Below are 14860 nucleotides of genomic sequence, written 5' to 3'. Positions count from 1 at the left end.
ACGACGGTAGCGTCGCGGCGTCGCCTCGCTCATCAGGACGCCACAAGCCCCTCGCCGATCGCCGCGCCGGTCTCGCGGGCGGTCAGGTGGCGCAGCACATCGTGCACCTTCCAGCCGTTGTCCACGGCGATGTCGCGGAGTGCGGCGCCGGGTTTCACGCCGGTCGGCACAGGATGGGGCTGATGGGGCCCGAACAATCCGGTCAGCTCCTTCACCGACGCGACCACATCGTGCCGGTCCGCGAGGTTGGACCAGCGCTCCAGGCCGACCGGCCATTGCCCGCGTCCGGCGACGGGGGCAGGGCGCAGACGGTCGAAGACGAGGGTGGGCATGCCAAGCGGGGAGCCGAGGGTCACCAACGTGCGCACGGGCCAATCGGGATGAGCGCACAGGCTCTCGTACGCGACGACGGAACCCAGCGAGTGGCCGACGAGCACAGTGGTGTCGGAGCCGATCCGGGCACCGACGGCCGCAGTTGCACGGGCCGATTCACGCCCACCCCATTGACGCGCCCACCACCTCCCCCTACCTTCCTCCGTCGAAGCGCTTCGACGGCACGCATCGAATTGATTCGACAAGCGCTGCGTGACGACCCCTGATCCCCCTCCGACTCCCTTGGAGGCACTGGATGTTGACGGCACGAAGGTGTGTGGTGACGACAGCGGCGGTCCTCGTCGGATCCCTGCTCCTGGCCTCCTGCGGTGGCTCGGACGGCGGTTCCTCGGACGGCAAGACGCTCCGACTGTGGCACTACGAGGGTCCGGACAGCGCGATGGGCGCCGCCTGGAACGAGGCCATCAAGGAGTTCGAGGCGAAACACCCGGGCGTGAAGGTGAAGTTCGAGGAGAAGGGCTTCGAACAGATCCAGAAGACCGCGCCCATGATCCTCAACTCCTCGGACGCGCCCGACATCATGGAGTACAACAAGGGCAACGCGACCGCGGGTCTGCTCTCCAAGCAGGGGCTCCTCACCGATCTGACCCCCGAGGTCACCAAGCGCGGCTGGGACAAGGAGCTCAGCGCGGGAGTGAAGACCACCAGCCAGTACGACACCAACGGTGTCATGGGTTCCGGCAAGTGGTACGGGATACCCAACTACGCCGAATACACCATGGTCTTCTACAACAAGGACCTCTTCAAGAAGTACAAAGTCGCCGAGCCGAAGACCTTCGACGACCTCACCGCCGCCATGGACAAGTTCGTCGCCAAGGGCGTGACCCCGCTCGCCAACGCCGGCGCCGAGTACATGGCCCAGCAGTACCTGTACCAATTGGCACTGTCGAAGGCCGACCGCTCCTGGGTCGACTCCTACGAGCTCTACCGGGGCAAGACCGACTTCCACGACGCCGCCTGGACATACGGCGCGACCACCTTCGCCGACTGGGTGAAGAAGGGGTACATCAGCAAGACGTCCAGCGGCACCAAGGCCGAGGACGCGGGCGTCGCCTTCATCCAGGGCAAGAACCCGATCCTGTTCAGCGGCAGCTGGTGGTACGGCCGCTTCACGACGGAGAACAAGTTCGACTGGGGCAGCGTGCTGTGGCCCGGTTCCGGCCTCACCCTCGGCTCCGGCGGCAATCTCTGGGTCGTCCCCCAGGGCGCCAAGAACAAGGACCTCGCGTACGACTTCATCGACATCACCATGTCGCAGAAGATCCAGAACCTGCTGGGCAACAAGGGCGGCGTGCCCGTGGCGGCAGACCCGTCCGCCATCACCGACCCGAGGGCCAAGACCCTCATCGCCGACTTCAACACCCTCTCCGGCCGCGACGGCCTGGCCTTCTACCCCGACTGGCCCGTCCCCGGCTTCTACGACGTCCTCGTCTCCGAGACACAGAAGCTGATCACGGGCAGCGCCACACCGGACGCCTATCTCGGTGCACTGCAGAAGGCGTACGACAAGGGTGCGCCGAAACAATGACGGTCACCGTCGAACGGGGGTCGCGGGCCGTCGGCACGCACCAGCACGCCGGCCCGCGCCGCCCCCGCCCGCACCAGTCCTACGCCCTCTTCCTCGTCCCCGGTGTCCTCGCCTTCCTCGCCGTCATCGTCGTGCCGTTCCTGATGAACACCGGCGTGAGCTTCACGGAGTGGCAGGGGGTCGGCAGCCCCCGGTGGTCCGGTCTCGCCAACTACCGCGAACTGATGGACGACTCGGAGTTCTGGGCGTCGTTCCGGCACAGCCTGTTCATGGTCGTGGCCATGGCCGTCCTGCCGACGATGGTCGGGCTGGTCCTCGCCGCGGCGCTGTTCGACTACGTCGGCAAGCACTTCGGCAGCAGGACGGCCACCGTCCTGCGCGCCTGCTTCTACCTTCCCCAGGTCCTTCCCATCGCGGTCGCCGGCATCGTCTGGAGCTGGATCCTCGCGCCGGACAACGGCACCCTGAACACGTTGTTGAAGTCGGTCGGTCTCGGCTCCTGGCAGCAGGACTGGCTCGGCGACCCGGGCATCGCCCTGTACAGCGTCATGGGGGTGATGGTGTGGGTGCAGATCGGCTTCCCGCTCGTCGTCTTCATGGCGGGGCTCCAGCGCGTCGGCCCGCAGTTGTACGAGGCGGCCGAACTGGACGGCGCCGGCTGGTGGCGCCGCTTCTGGCACGTCACGCTGCCGCAGATCAGACCCGAGATCTCCGTCGTGCTCACCTGGTGCAGCATCGCAGCGCTCAAGGTCTTCGGCGCGGTGTACGTGCTCACCAAGGGCGGTCCGGGCGGCGCGACCGACGTCCCGTCGTACTTCTCCTTCACCACGTTCTTCGAGAAGACCCAGGTCGGTTACGGCGCCGCGATCTCCACCGTGCTCACCGTGCTCATCATGCTGCTCTCGCTGATCGGCCTGAAACTCCAGACCCGCGCCGAGGACGCCGAGGAAGGGGTCCGCGTATGACGACGAGTGCCCTGCGCCGCTATCCCGTTCTCGTGGCCCTCTGCATCGCGGCCCTGTTCACGGTGCTGCCGTTCGTCATCGTCGCCGTCAACGCGGTCAAGTCACCGGCCGAGTACTCCCAGCACGGACCGCTGAGCCTGCCGAGGGGCCTGTACCTGGACGGGCTCAAGGACTTCTGGCAGCGCGTCGACTACGGCCAGAAGCTCGTCAACTCGGTCCTGATCAGCGGCTGTGTGGCGGTCCTGGCCGCGGCCCTGTCGATCCTCAACGCGTACGCGATCGGCATCGGCCGCATCAAGGGCCGCACCTGGGTTCTGGCCTTCTTCGTCCTCGCCAACATGCTGCCGCAGGAGGCGCTGGTCTACCCGCTGTACTACCTGAGCAAGCAGGCCGGCCTCTACGACACCCGGCTGAGCGTGATCATCGTCTTCACGGTGATCCAGGCCGCCTTCGGCACCTATCTGCTCTCCTCCGTCCTCGGCCGGTTCCCGCGGGAGATCATCGAGGCCGCCCGGATCGACGGGGCGAACAAGTGGCAGGTGCTGTGGCGGATCGTGGTCCCCGTCAGTCGCCCCACCATCGGCGTGCTGCTCGTCTTCTTCTTCATCTGGACGTGGAACGAGTTCCTGCTCCCCCTGGTCATGCTGATCTCCAACGACAACCAGACGGTGTCGGTGGCGCTCGGCGTCCTCCAGGGTCAGCGCCTGATGGACGCCACGATGACCAACGCGGCGGCCCTGCTGGGCGTCCTGCCCGCCCTCGTCTTCTTCCTCGTCTTCCAGCGGACTCTCACCCGCGGCATCGCCGTGGGTGCCGTCAAGTAGGGAGTACACGTTTGAAGTTCACCGACGGCTACTGGCTGCTGCGCGAAGGCGTCACCGCGGCCCACCCGGTCGAGGTCCTGGACGTGACCGCCTCCCCGGGAGCCCTGGAGATCCACGCGCCGACCCAGCCGATCCGCCACCGCGGCGACCTGCTGAAGGGACCGGTCGTGACCATCAGCGCGCACGCGCCGATGCCGAACGTCATCGGCCTCACCATCACCCACTTCCAGGGCGAGCAGCCCCGGGTGCCGCGGTTCGAGGTGCGGCGGGACGACCTTCCGGGGCCCGAGGGACGTCCCCCGGAAGGCGGCACGGCGCAGGTGGAGTACGACGACGAGTACGCCACCCTCACCTCCGGAACCCTGTCGGTGCGCGTCGCCCGCACCGGCCCCTGGCACGTCGACTTCCTCGCCCACGGCCGTGTCCTCACCAGCAGCGGCCCCAAGGGCATGGGCATCATGCGCGACGCCGACGGCGCGCACTACCTGCGCGAGCAGTTGGGTCTGGGGATCGGCACCTCGGTGTACGGGCTCGGCGAACGCTTCGGGCCGCTCGTCAAGAACGGCCAGGTCGTCGACATGTGGAACGCCGACGGCGGCACGGCGACCGAACAGGCCTACAAGAACGCCCCGTTCTACCTGACGAACGCGGGCTACGGCGTCTTCGTCGACCATCCGGGCAAGGTGTCCTTCGAAGTCGGCTCGGAGGCGGTGTCCCGGGTCCAGTTCAGCGTGGAGAGCCAGCAGCTGACGTACTACGTCATCCACGGGCCCACCCCGAAGGACATCCTGCGCACCTACACGGCCCTCACCGGCCGCCCGGCGCTCCCGCCGACCTGGTCCTTCGGCCTGTGGCTGTCCACCTCGTTCACCACCTCGTACGACGAGGCCACCGTCAGCTCCTTCATCGACGGCATGAGGGAACGCGAGCTGCCGCTGTCCGTCTTCCACTTCGACTGCTTCTGGATGCGCGAGTTCAACTGGTGCGACTTCCAGTGGGATCCGCGGGTGTTCCCCGACCCGGAGGGCATGCTGGCCCGGCTGAAGGCCAGGGGCCTCCACATCTGCGTCTGGATCAACCCGTACATCGCGCAGCGCTCGCCCCTCTTCGCCGAGGGAAAGGCCCTGGGCCATCTGCTCAGGAAGCGCGACGGCAGCGTGTGGCAGTGGGACCTGTGGCAGCCGGGCATGGCGCTCGTCGACTTCACCAGCCCGGCCGCCCGCGACTGGTACGCGTCCAAACTGGAGGCGCTGCTCGCACAGGGCGTCGACTGCTTCAAGACCGACTTCGGCGAACGGATCCCGGTCGACGTGGCCTACGCGGACGGCTCGGACCCGGAACGGATGCACAACTACTACACGTACCTGTACAACCGCACCGTCTTCGAGGTGCTGCGCAAGCACCGGGGCGAGGACGAGGCCGTCGTCTTCGCACGCTCGGCGACCGCCGGAAGCCAGCGCTTCCCCGTGCACTGGGGCGGCGACTGCGAGGCCACCTACGAGTCGATGGCCGAGTCGCTGCGCGGCGGGCTCAGCCTCGGCCTGTCGGGGTTCGGGTTCTGGAGCCACGACATCGGCGGCTTCGAGGGCACCCCGACCCCGGCCCTGTTCAAACGGTGGATCGCCTTCGGGTTGCTGTCCTCGCACAGCCGGCTGCACGGCTCCTCGTCGTACCGCGTGCCCTGGCTGTTCGACGAGGAGGCCGTGGACGTCCTCAGGCTGTTCACCCGGCTGAAGATGCGCCTCATGCCGTACCTGTACGAGGCCGCCCGCACCGCCCGCGCGGAGGGGGTGCCGATGATGCGGGCGATGGTGCTGGAGTTCCCGGACGACCCCGGGTGCGCGCATCTGGAGCGGCAGTACATGCTCGGGCCCGATCTGCTCGTCGCTCCGGCCTTCAACGACGAGGGGGACGTCTCGTACTACGTGCCCGAGGGCACCTGGACCCACTTCCTCAGCGGGCACACCGTGACCGGCCCGCGCTGGGTGCGCGAGCGGCACGGATTCTCCAGCGTTCCGCTGCTGGTCAGGCCAGGTACGGTGATCCCGGTCGGAGCGGTGGACTCACGCCCCGACTATCCGTACGCCGACGGGGTCACCCTGCGCGCCTACGGGCTGGAGCGCGGGGCGCGGGTGAGCGTGCCCGTGGGGGACGTGACCTTCACCGTCGTCCGGGAGGGCGACACGCTGCGGGCCTCCAGCAGCGACCCGTCCGCACCCTGGGCGCTGGCCTGCGGGGAGCGGATCGCGCGGGCGCCCGCGGGCACGGGATTCCTCTCGCTGGAGCTGAAGTCGGCCTGATGGTTCCTCCCCCACTGGAGCTGGACTGACCATGGTGAAGATCACGGACGTGGCACGGCACGCGGGGGTCTCCCCGAGCACCGTCTCGTACGCCCTCAGCGGCAAGCGCCCCATCTCCGAGGAGACCCGGCAGCGCATCGAGGCGTCCATCCGCGAGTTGGGCTACCGCCCGCACGCCGGGGCCCGCGCTCTGGCCAGCAGCAGGTCGAACGTCCTGGCGCTGGTGGTCCCGCTGCGCTCCGGTATCCACGTCCCGGTGGTCATGCAGTTCGCGGTGTCGGTGGTGACCACCGCGCGCAGGCACGACCACGACGTGCTGCTGCTCACCCAGGAGGAGGGCGACGAGGGACTGCGCAGGGTCGCGGACACGGCTCTCGTGGACGCGCTGATCGTCATGGACCTACAGCTGCGCGACGCGCGGCTGCCGTTGCTGCGGTCGCTCGACCGGCCCTCCGTCATGATCGGGTTCCCCCTGGAGCCCGGGGGACTCACCTGCGTCGACCTGGACTTCAGGGCGGCGGGCGAGCTGTGCGTGGAGCGGCTGGCGGGGCTGGGGCACCGGGTCGTCGCACTGGTCGGATCGCCGCCCGAGGTGTACGTGCGGGAGACGGCGTTCGCCCAGCGGGTGGTACAGGGGTTCACGGCCGCCGCCGACCGCAACGGGCTCTCGTCCTCCGTCCACCCGTGCGAGGCCACACCCGCCGCCGCCCGCCACATCGCCGAGCAGCTGCTGCGCGAGCAGCCCGCGCTGACCGGGGTGGTCGTGCACAACGAGGCGGTCCTGGAGCCACTGATCGACGCCTTCGAGCAGCTCGGACTGCGCTTCCCCGGCGACCTGTCCGTCACCGCGATCTGCCCCGACGAACTCGCCGCATCCCTCCGCGTCCCCGTCACCTCGGTCGCCGTGCCGTCCGCCGAGCTGGGCGCACGGGCCGTGGAGCTGCTGATGAAGAAGCTGGACGGCACGGCCGTACCCGAGGCGACGCTCCTGCCGCCCCGGCTGACGGAACGCGCGAGCACGGTGCCGCGCGACATCCCCTGAAATTCCTCACCCGCAAGGCACTGGCCGAAGGAGCCGTGACATGAAAGGCACGAGAGGAAGACGCAGAACCACCCTCGCCGTGGCGCTCGCCCTGATCGCGGGCCTCTGCGCCACCGTTCCCGCACACGCCGACGACCCCGTTTACCCCTTCCGCGACCCGCGCCTGCCCGTCGACCGGCGCGTCGACGACCTGCTCTCCCGACTGACGCCCGACGAGAAGATCTCCCTCCTCCACCAGTACGAGCCCGAGATCCCCCGCCTCGGCATCCGGGAGTTCCGCACCGGCACCGAGGCCCTGCACGGCGTGGCCTGGCTCGGTAGGACGACCGTGTTCCCGCAGGCGATCGGGCTCGCCTCCACCTGGGACCCGGAGCTGGTCCGGCAGGTCGGCTCGGCGGTCGGCGACGAGGCGCGCGGCTTCCAGCGGGAACGTCCGGCCGGCTGGGGCCTCAACCTGTGGGCGCCCGTGGTGAACCTGCTGCGCGACCCGCGCTGGGGTCGCAACGAGGAGGGCTACTCCGAGGACCCCCACCTCACCGGCTCGATCTCCACCGCGTACGGCAGCGGTCTGACCGGCGGCGACCCGGACCACCTCAAGACGGCTCCCACGCTCAAGCACTTCCTCGCCAACAACAACGAGTACCAGCGCGACACCACGTCCTCCGAACTGCGCCCGCGTGTGCTGAAGGAGTACGACGAGCAGGCCTTCAGGCCCGCGATCGAGGCGGACGCGGCAACCGGGGTGATGTCCTCCTACAACCTCGTCAACGGCCGCCCCGACACGGTGGACCCGGCCCTGAACGACACCGTGCGCACCTGGACCTCCCGGGATCTGCTGAACGTGACGGACGCCTTCGCGCCCGGGAACCTGACGGACAGCCAGAAGTACTACGGCACGCAGGCGGAGGCGGACGCGGCGGCGCTGAAGGCCGGCATCGACAGCTTCACCGACAACGACACCGATCCCGGCCCGACCACATCGGCGATCAAGTCGGCGCTGTCCAGCGGGCTGTTGAAGTCCTCGGACATCGACACCGCCGTCCGTCACATCCTGAGCATCCGCGTCCGGCTCGGCGAGTTCGATCCGGGCGGCGGCAGGTACGGATCGATCGACGCGTCCGTGATCGACAGCCCCGCGCACCGGAAGCTGGCGCGCACGGCGGCGACCGAGGCGGCGGTACTCCTGAAGAACGACAGCGCGCTGCCGCTGAAGAGATCCTCCAGTGCCGCCGTGGTCGGGCCGCTCGCCGACACTCTCTACACCGACTGGTACTCCGGCACCCTCCCTTACGCGGTCACCCCGAAGGACGGCATCGCGGCCAAGCTCGGCACGCCGGTGGCGAGCAGCGAGGGCGTGGACCGGATCACGCTGAAGGACACGGCGACCGGGAAGTACGTGACGGCGGGGACGGGCGAGGCGGGCGCGGCCCTGAAGGAGACCGCGGACGCCGGTGCGCGTACGCAGTTCGACGTGTTCGACTGGGGTTCGGGCATCGTCACCCTGCGCTCGGCGGCCAACGGCAGGTACGTCGGCTACAACTGGTCGGATTTCGTCAACGACCAGATTCAGCCCAACGGCTGGTTCGTGCAGCAGCAGTTCGCGCTGGAGCGGCAGGCCGACGGGACGTATCTGCTGCGGTACGCCGGGTACGAGACCGGCGAGTCCTGGTGGTCGAACCCGGTCTACCTCGGCCCGGCCGGCGCGGACGGCACGCTCGGCCTCGTAGCGAAGGACCGGGCCGCGCACTACACGAAGGACGTGGTCCGCAGCGGCGTCGACGAGGCGGTCGCCGCGGTCAAGGGCAAGGACACGGCCGTGGTGGTGGTCGGATCGATGCCCGCGATCAACGGTCGCGAGGCACACGACCGCACGGACATGGGCCTGGCCCCTTCCCAGGAAGCCCTGGTCAAGGCGGTCCACCGGGCCAACCCCCGGGCCGTGGTGGTCGTCGAGAACAGCTACCCCACCACCCTCGGGGCCCTGCAGAAGGAGGTCCTGGCCCTGCTGTGGACCACGCACGCGGGCCAGGAGACGGGCAGCGCCCTCGCCGACCTCCTGTACGGCGACGCGAATCCGGCGGGCCGCCTCACCCAGACCTGGTACCGGTCCGCGTCCGACCTCCCCTCCATCCTCGACTACGACATCATCAAGTCCGACCGCACCTACCAGTACTTCAAGGGTCAGCCGCTGTACCCCTTCGGCTACGGCCTGTCGTACACGACGTTCCGCTACGGCGGTCTGAAGAGGGTCTCGGACGGCTACGAGGTGGCGGTGACGAACACGGGCCGGCGGGCCGGCGACGAGGTGGTCCAGATGTACGTCCACCAGCGGACGTCCCGCGACAAGCAGCCGCTGAGGCAGCTGAAGGCGTACGCGCGGGTGTCCCTGAAGCTGGGCGAGACAAAGACGGTACGGCTGAAGCTGGGGACGTCGGATCTCGCGCACTGGGACGTCACGCGTTCGAAGTGGGTGGTGGAGACGGGGACGTACGACGTGATGGCCGGCGCGTCGTCGGCGGACATCCGGGCGCGTACGTCACTGAAGGTCCAGGGTGAGACGATCCCGCCCCGGGACCTCGGAAAGCCGACACGGGCCGAGAACTTCGACGACTACCGCGCGATCAGCCTGGTGGACGAGTCGAAGGCGAGGGGAACGGCGGTGGCCGCGACGGCCGACGGTGCGTGGCTGAAGTTCGCGGACACGGAACTGGGCTCCGGAGCTGCGCGGTTGACCGCCCAGCTGGCTGGGGCGTCCGGCACGCTGGAGGTGCGCCTCGGCTCCCCCAACGGCAGGCTCGTCGGTACGGCGCGCTTCGACGGCACGTCGTCCCCGTACGCGTACGGGGCGGTGACGGCTGCGCTGACGGCCGGCTCGAAGGGCCGTACGGACGTCTACCTGGTGCTGAGCAAGGGACTGCGTCTGTCGGCGTTCAGCCTGCGCTGAGTCCGCACGTGGCGAGGACTGCGGGAGGGGTCGTCCACGGTGGCCGCCGCCGACCGAGCGGTCGAACGGCGGTGGATCGTGGACGGCCCTGATGCCGGTCCGCGACCGCGCCGTGGGCGCCTCCAGAACTATGGGCGCACCCGGCCGGCCCGGGACTCCAGGTAGCGTCGCTCGGCGATGCTGGCGGTGGCCTTCGCGGCGCGCCGATAGTGCTCGTACGCCCCCGCCGCCTCGCCGGTCTTCTCCAGCAGATGCGCCCGTACGGACAGCAGCCGGTGATGCCCGGCCATGCGGTCGTCGCCGTCCACAGTGGACAGCAGGGCGAGCCCGGCCTGAGGGCCCTCGGTCTCGGCGAGCGCGATGGCGCGGTTGAGGGTGACCATCGGATTGGGCGCGATCCGTTCCAGGATCAGGTAAAGGGCGTGCACCTGTGGCCAGTTGGTCTCCTCGGCCGTGGCCGCGTCAGCGTGTGTGGCGGCGATGGCGGCCTGCAGCGGGTAAGGACCCAGAGCCGGGCCGGCCAGCGCCGCCTTGACCAGCTCGATGCCCTCCTCGATCAGAGCGCGGTCCCACTTGGTACGGTCCTGCTCGTCCAGCGGCACCAGGTCGCCGGACGCTGTCGTACGTGCCGTGCGGCGGGCGTGGATCAGCAGCATCAGCGCCAGCAGCCCGGTCACCTCGCCGTCCTCGGGCAGCTGCGCGTGCACCGTCCTGGTCAGCCGGATCGCCTCGTGCGCGAGGTCGGCGCGGTGCAGCCGGCTGCCCGAGGAGGCGGTGTAGCCCTCGTTGAAGATCAGGTAGAGCACGTGCAGGACGACCCGTAGCCGGTCCTCGAGCTCCACGCCGCCCGGCAGGGTGAAGGTGCTGCCGGCGGCCTTGATGCGCTGCTTGGCCCGGCTGATCCTGGCCGCCATCGTGGCCTCCGGCACGAGGAACGCGCGGGCGATCTCAGCGGTGGTCAGGCCGCCGACCGCCCGCAGTGTCAGAGCAGTCTGGGAGGCCGCGGTCAGCGTCGGATGGCAGCACAGGAACAGCAGGACGAGGGTGTCGTCGGTGTCCGGCACCTCGGCGGGCGCGGCCTCCGTGGCGGTCGCGGCCTCCCGTTCGCGGCGGGCGTGGTCACTGCGCATCTGGTCGATGAGCCGGCGAGAGGCGACCGTCGCCAGCCAGCCGCGCGGGTGGTTCGGTACTCCCTCGGCCGGCCACTGCACGGTGGCGGCGAGGACGGCTTCCTGCACAGCGTCCTCGCACCCTTCGAACCGGCCGTGCCGTCGTACCAGCGCGCCGAGGACCTGCGGCGTGAGCTCACGCAGCAGGTCCTCGATGTCCGGTGCCGTCATGCCTCCAATTGTCCGTCAGCGAACATCACCTGCCGCACCTCGACGCCCAGCCCTTCGATCGCGGCGTCCGGGATCCGCGCGGCCAGCTCGACCGCCCGCTCCTTGTTCTCGCAGTCGATCAGGTAGAAGCCGCCCAGGAACTCCTTGGACTCCAGGAAGGGCCCGTCGGTCACCACGGGCTGGCCGTTGCCCACGGACACCACGGCGGCCTGTGACGGATCGACCAGCGCCAGCGTGTTGATCAGCTCGCCGGACTCCTTCAGCGCCTCGATGAGCTTGCTGTGACCGTCGCCGATCGCCGCCTTCTCCTCGTCGGTCAGCGCGTCCAGCACGGCCGGGTTGATGTGCAGGCTGATCAGGAACTTCATGGCGTACTCCTCGTGGTTCGCGAGCCCCGGCAGGGGCCTCTTCGCCTGGTGGTCGGAGCCGCCGCTGCCGTCTTGACGTCGTCCGCCGGAAAATCTCTCACGAGTCCGATGTCAAGAACCTCTCCACCACTCCGGCCAACGGGCGAAACGTCAAGAGAACAGAGAGGTTCGGATGCGCGTCAACCGGACGCGGCTGGGGCTGATTCTCCTCATGCTGCCGACCTTCCTCGTCGCGCTGGACACGACGGCGCTGCTCCTCGCGCTCCCGCGGCTGAGCGCCGACCTGGGGGCGGACAACGTCGAGCAGTTGTGGATCCTGGCCTCGGTCGGTCGGCACAGAGGCGCCGGGACCGCGTCCCGCCGGTACCTTCCCGGCGCCGGCGAGGAAGTCCTCGACGGTCGTCGGCACGGTGGGGTGACGGAGTTCGCCGTCGTGGGCCTGATGCAGAGTCTCGCTGCCGACCTTCTCGTCCAGCGCTCTGGCTGGTCGAGCGCGCCTTGTCCTGGCTGATGGGCTGCCGCCGGCCGCACCGCCGCTACGAGCGCAAGGCCGGACACTTCCTCGCCTTCATCGACATGACCGACACCCTCATCCGCCATCACAGAGGCATCGACTGAGACACCGATGTGAGCCAGGAGGTCAGCAGCCCGTTGATCTCCTCGGGGCGCTCCTGCTGGAGCCAGTGGCCGCAGCCGTCCAGGAGGTGGGAGGAGACCAGGCCGGGAAGCGTGGCCGGGTAGGCGTCGATCGCATCCGCCATCCAGGTCGTGGAGGCGTCCAGGGTGCCGCCGATGAACAGGGACGGCTGGGTGAGGGGGGAGCCATGGAATTCGGTGAGGTCCTCCCAGTCGCGGTCCATGTTCCGGTAGCGGTTGAGTGCTCCGGTCATGCCGGTGCGCTCGAACTCCCCAGCGTAGTGGTCGAGATCGGCTTCGGTGAGCCAGGAGGGCAGCCGGTCCTTGGGGAACCGGTCACGCAGGGTTCCGCCGCTGCCGACGAAGTGCGGATCGGGCTCCCCTTGCGCCGGCATGGTGCCGGCGGACAGGGCCGCGTAGAAGCCCGCAAGCCAGCCCCGCACGTCGGGCTCGATCTCGGCTTCGGCCCGGCCCGGCTCCTGGAAGTAGGAGACGTAGAACTCCTGGTCCCCGCCCATCTGCGCGAAGATGTCGCTGGGGCGGGGGCCGCCGGGCGGAGCGTAGGGAACGCTCAGCAGACCCACCGCGCGGAAGACCTCGGGGTGGAGCAGGGCGGAGGTGGCCGCGATGTTCGAGCCCCAGTCGTGCCCGATGATCACCGCGGTCTCCTCGCCCAGGGCATGCACGAGAGCGAGGTTGTCCTCCACGAGGGCGCGCATCCGATACTCGTGCGTCGCGGCCGGCTTGGAGGAGCGACCGTAGCCGCGCACGTCGAGTGCGGCCGCCCGGTATCCCGCCGCCGCGAGAGCCGGGAGCTGGTGGCGCCAGGAGTACCAGGACTCGGGGAAGCCGTGGACGAGCAGGACCAGCGGCCCGGTGCCCTGCTCGACCAGGTGCAGCCGTCCGGCGGGTGCGTCGATGAGGCGGTGGCGCAGGTCTGCGGACGGCACGGGCTGGTGCATGGCTTCTCCTCGGATTCAGGTGGCCGCGGCTACCCATCGATCATGCGGTGCGGTGGCCCGGGGACGCGACCTTCCTTGACACTTTGGCAAACTTGCAGGACAGGGGCGGTGCACGGACCGGTTGGAGAAAGAATGGGCGAGATGACGGACGACGACGTCGCTGAGGTCCTGGCCGCCATGGGGCCGCGGCTGCGGGCCGTGCGCGGGCGGCACGGACACACGCTCACCGACGTGAGCCGCACGACCGGCATCGCCCTCAGCACGCTGTCGCGGATCGAGAACGGCCGGCGCAAGCCGAACCTGGAACTCCTGCTGCACCTGGCGAAGGCGTACGGCGTCTCCCTGGACGAGCTGACCGGCACCGCGCCCGCCACGGTCGAGAAACCGCACACCCCTCCCCCGCAGCGTCCGGTGGACGACAAGGCGGTGCTGCCGCTGACCCGGTACGTCGGGGGCCTGCACGCCCACAAGCACGTCCTGCCCGCCAACGTCGACCAGCCGCCACGGCCGCGCCAGGCGTCGCACGAAGGGTACGAATGGCTGTGTGTGCTGTCCGGACGGCTGTGGCTGGCACTCGGAGGACACGACCTCGTCCTCACCTCCGGGGAAGTCGCCGAGTTCGACACCCGCACCCCTCACGGAGTCGCCAACGCCGGACTCGACGGACCAGTCGAATACCTGATCATGTTCGGGCCACAGGGCGAACGCCTACGACCCCGCGTCCAGCCAACGTCCAACTGAGACATCCTCAAGTTCGAAGTCCCCGTTCACCCGCGAGGAGCTGATGACCGCCCGGGGCCGGTATGCCGCGATGTTCAACGCCCAAGCCGCGCCCGGCCGATCTCGTTCGATCCCCGGTCCATCGGTCCGAGCCGTTGCCGTCACGTGATCGACGTCTACGCCTTGCAGGCGAGGAGCTGGACCTCTTGGAACTGCCGCTGGTCGGTGGGCTTCGGCTCGATCACCGTGCGGGCTGTCTCAGTCAATCCGTGGTCGCGCAGGAGCGCGGCGAGACGGTCGGGGAACCAGCGATAGGCCGTTGCCACCGCATGATCGTAGGCCTGCGTCTCGTGGTGGGGGCCGTCAGTGGCGGGGAAGTCGATCAACAGGTGCCCGCCGGGTGCCAGGACCCGGGCGATCTCGGCCAGGACGGCGGGCACGTCCTGCGGCGGGGTGTGGATGACGGACCACCGCGAGAGCACCCCGCCCAGCGTGCCGTCCTCGATGTCCAGTGCGGCCATCGAGCCGACCTCGAACCGAAGTCCGGGGTGCGCCTCGCGAGCGAGCTCGACCATCACGGGGGAAGCGTCAACACCAAAGGCATCCAGGCCCAACCCGTGCAAGTGAGCTGTGACGTACCCCGGTCCACAACCGAGGTCTGCGACCTCACCGTCGCCGTTTGCCCGTACCAGCTCGGCGAAAGCGCTCAGGAGGGCGCGCTCCAGGGGACGGTCCCGCAGGGAGTCGTGGAACAGCTGCGCGTAGGTGGGTGCGATGGCGTCGTAGGCCTCACGGGTGGCATGCAAGGTCGGGAGTTCGGTCACCCGGAGACCGTAGC

At 69.3% G+C, this 14860-nt stretch carries 13 protein-coding genes; 8 read left to right on the top strand and 5 right to left on the bottom strand.

Features of this window, described 5'->3' with window-relative positions; genetic code table 11:
• Positions 1 to 32: 32 nt before the first annotated feature.
• On the bottom strand, positions 33 to 368 hold the full coding sequence (locus tag TNCT6_RS38280) for a hypothetical protein (RefSeq protein ID WP_141367753.1): 336 nt from the start codon (positions 366 to 368) through the stop codon (positions 33 to 35).
• 260 nt (positions 369 to 628) lie between these two features.
• On the opposite strand from TNCT6_RS38280, the gene TNCT6_RS38275 reads away from it, so the two are divergent.
• The 6 genes from TNCT6_RS38275 to TNCT6_RS38250 are packed head-to-tail and all read left to right on the top strand — an operon-like array spanning position 629 to position 9996.
• The gene (locus TNCT6_RS38275) at positions 629 to 1921 is read left to right on the top strand and encodes an ABC transporter substrate-binding protein (protein WP_172633308.1); all 1293 of its coding nucleotides are present in this window, start codon (positions 629 to 631) and stop codon (positions 1919 to 1921) included.
• Positions 1918 to 2886 (top strand): carbohydrate ABC transporter permease, encoded by a 969-nt coding sequence (locus tag TNCT6_RS38270; RefSeq protein WP_141367751.1) that lies wholly within the window; start codon positions 1918 to 1920, stop codon positions 2884 to 2886. Before TNCT6_RS38275 ends, TNCT6_RS38270 begins: the two co-directional genes overlap by 4 nt.
• The gene (locus TNCT6_RS38265; RefSeq protein ID WP_141367750.1) at positions 2883 to 3710 is read left to right on the top strand and encodes a carbohydrate ABC transporter permease; all 828 of its coding nucleotides are present in this window, start codon (positions 2883 to 2885) and stop codon (positions 3708 to 3710) included. The genes TNCT6_RS38270 and TNCT6_RS38265 overlap by 4 nt, the downstream gene beginning before the upstream one ends.
• An 11-nt stretch (positions 3711 to 3721) precedes the next feature.
• Positions 3722 to 6010 (top strand): alpha-xylosidase, encoded by a 2289-nt coding sequence (gene yicI, locus TNCT6_RS38260; protein WP_141367749.1) that lies wholly within the window; start codon positions 3722 to 3724, stop codon positions 6008 to 6010.
• A gap of 31 nt (positions 6011 to 6041) precedes the next feature.
• Positions 6042 to 7052 carry a LacI family DNA-binding transcriptional regulator gene (locus tag TNCT6_RS38255; RefSeq protein WP_141367748.1) on the top strand — a complete coding sequence of 337 codons (1011 nt, stop codon included), beginning with the start codon at positions 6042 to 6044 and terminating at the stop codon, positions 7050 to 7052.
• 40 nt (positions 7053 to 7092) lie between these two features.
• Positions 7093 to 9996: a glycoside hydrolase family 3 protein gene (locus TNCT6_RS38250; RefSeq protein WP_141367747.1), complete on the top strand. Its 2904-nt coding sequence runs from the start codon at positions 7093 to 7095 to the stop codon at positions 9994 to 9996.
• Positions 9997 to 10124: 128 nt separating this feature from the next.
• Here TNCT6_RS38250 and TNCT6_RS38245 read toward each other — a convergent pair whose 3' ends face one another.
• Together TNCT6_RS38245 and TNCT6_RS38240 are read right to left on the bottom strand one after the other, a co-directional pair.
• Entirely contained in the window at positions 10125 to 11336 is a 1212-nt protein-coding gene (locus tag TNCT6_RS38245) for an RNA polymerase sigma factor (protein ID WP_141367746.1), read from the bottom strand.
• Complete coding sequence (locus TNCT6_RS38240) at positions 11333 to 11704, bottom strand: YciI family protein (RefSeq protein WP_141367745.1); 372 nt, start codon at positions 11702 to 11704, stop codon at positions 11333 to 11335. The genes TNCT6_RS38245 and TNCT6_RS38240 overlap by 4 nt, the downstream gene beginning before the upstream one ends.
• Before the next feature lie 172 nt (positions 11705 to 11876).
• Between TNCT6_RS38240 and TNCT6_RS38235 the strand changes: the two genes are divergently transcribed.
• Positions 11877 to 12215, top strand: coding sequence for a hypothetical protein (locus tag TNCT6_RS38235; protein WP_141367744.1), 339 nt, complete (start codon positions 11877 to 11879; stop codon positions 12213 to 12215).
• A gap of 88 nt (positions 12216 to 12303) precedes the next feature.
• On the opposite strand, the gene TNCT6_RS38230 is transcribed toward TNCT6_RS38235, so the two are convergent.
• Positions 12304 to 13302, bottom strand: coding sequence for an alpha/beta fold hydrolase (locus TNCT6_RS38230; RefSeq protein ID WP_141367743.1), 999 nt, complete (start codon positions 13300 to 13302; stop codon positions 12304 to 12306).
• 141 nt (positions 13303 to 13443) lie between these two features.
• On the opposite strand from TNCT6_RS38230, the gene TNCT6_RS38225 reads away from it, so the two are divergent.
• A complete protein-coding gene (locus TNCT6_RS38225) occupies positions 13444 to 14043 on the top strand; it encodes a helix-turn-helix transcriptional regulator (RefSeq protein ID WP_141367742.1) in 600 nt (199 codons plus the stop codon).
• Positions 14044 to 14198: 155 nt separating this feature from the next.
• On the opposite strand, the gene TNCT6_RS38220 is transcribed toward TNCT6_RS38225, so the two are convergent.
• On the bottom strand, positions 14199 to 14846 hold the full coding sequence (locus TNCT6_RS38220) for a class I SAM-dependent methyltransferase (RefSeq protein WP_141367741.1): 648 nt from the start codon (positions 14844 to 14846) through the stop codon (positions 14199 to 14201).
• Positions 14847 to 14860 lie beyond the last annotated feature (14 nt).

The sequence above is a fragment of the Streptomyces sp. 6-11-2 genome (genome assembly GCF_006540305.1).
Lineage (GTDB): Bacteria > Actinomycetota > Actinomycetes > Streptomycetales > Streptomycetaceae > Streptomyces.
Note: the sequence above shows the minus strand (reverse complement) of the source record. Positions and strands in the feature narration are given on the sequence as shown.

Coding starts and splice junctions, on each gene's coding strand:
- TNCT6_RS38240 (WP_141367745.1), bottom strand. CDS start 11,704: ATGAAGTTCCTGATCAGCCTGCACATCAACCCGGCCGTGCTGGACGCG.
- TNCT6_RS38245 (WP_141367746.1), bottom strand. CDS start 11,336: ATGACGGCACCGGACATCGAGGACCTGCTGCGTGAGCTCACGCCGCAG.
- TNCT6_RS38265 (WP_141367750.1), top strand. CDS start 2,883: ATGACGACGAGTGCCCTGCGCCGCTATCCCGTTCTCGTGGCCCTCTGC.
- TNCT6_RS38250 (WP_141367747.1), top strand. CDS start 7,093: ATGAAAGGCACGAGAGGAAGACGCAGAACCACCCTCGCCGTGGCGCTC.
- TNCT6_RS38275 (WP_172633308.1), top strand. CDS start 629: ATGTTGACGGCACGAAGGTGTGTGGTGACGACAGCGGCGGTCCTCGTC.
- TNCT6_RS38270 (WP_141367751.1), top strand. CDS start 1,918: ATGACGGTCACCGTCGAACGGGGGTCGCGGGCCGTCGGCACGCACCAG.
- TNCT6_RS38255 (WP_141367748.1), top strand. CDS start 6,042: ATGGTGAAGATCACGGACGTGGCACGGCACGCGGGGGTCTCCCCGAGC.
- TNCT6_RS38235 (WP_141367744.1), top strand. CDS start 11,877: ATGCGCGTCAACCGGACGCGGCTGGGGCTGATTCTCCTCATGCTGCCG.
- TNCT6_RS38230 (WP_141367743.1), bottom strand. CDS start 13,302: ATGCACCAGCCCGTGCCGTCCGCAGACCTGCGCCACCGCCTCATCGAC.
- TNCT6_RS38225 (WP_141367742.1), top strand. CDS start 13,444: ATGACGGACGACGACGTCGCTGAGGTCCTGGCCGCCATGGGGCCGCGG.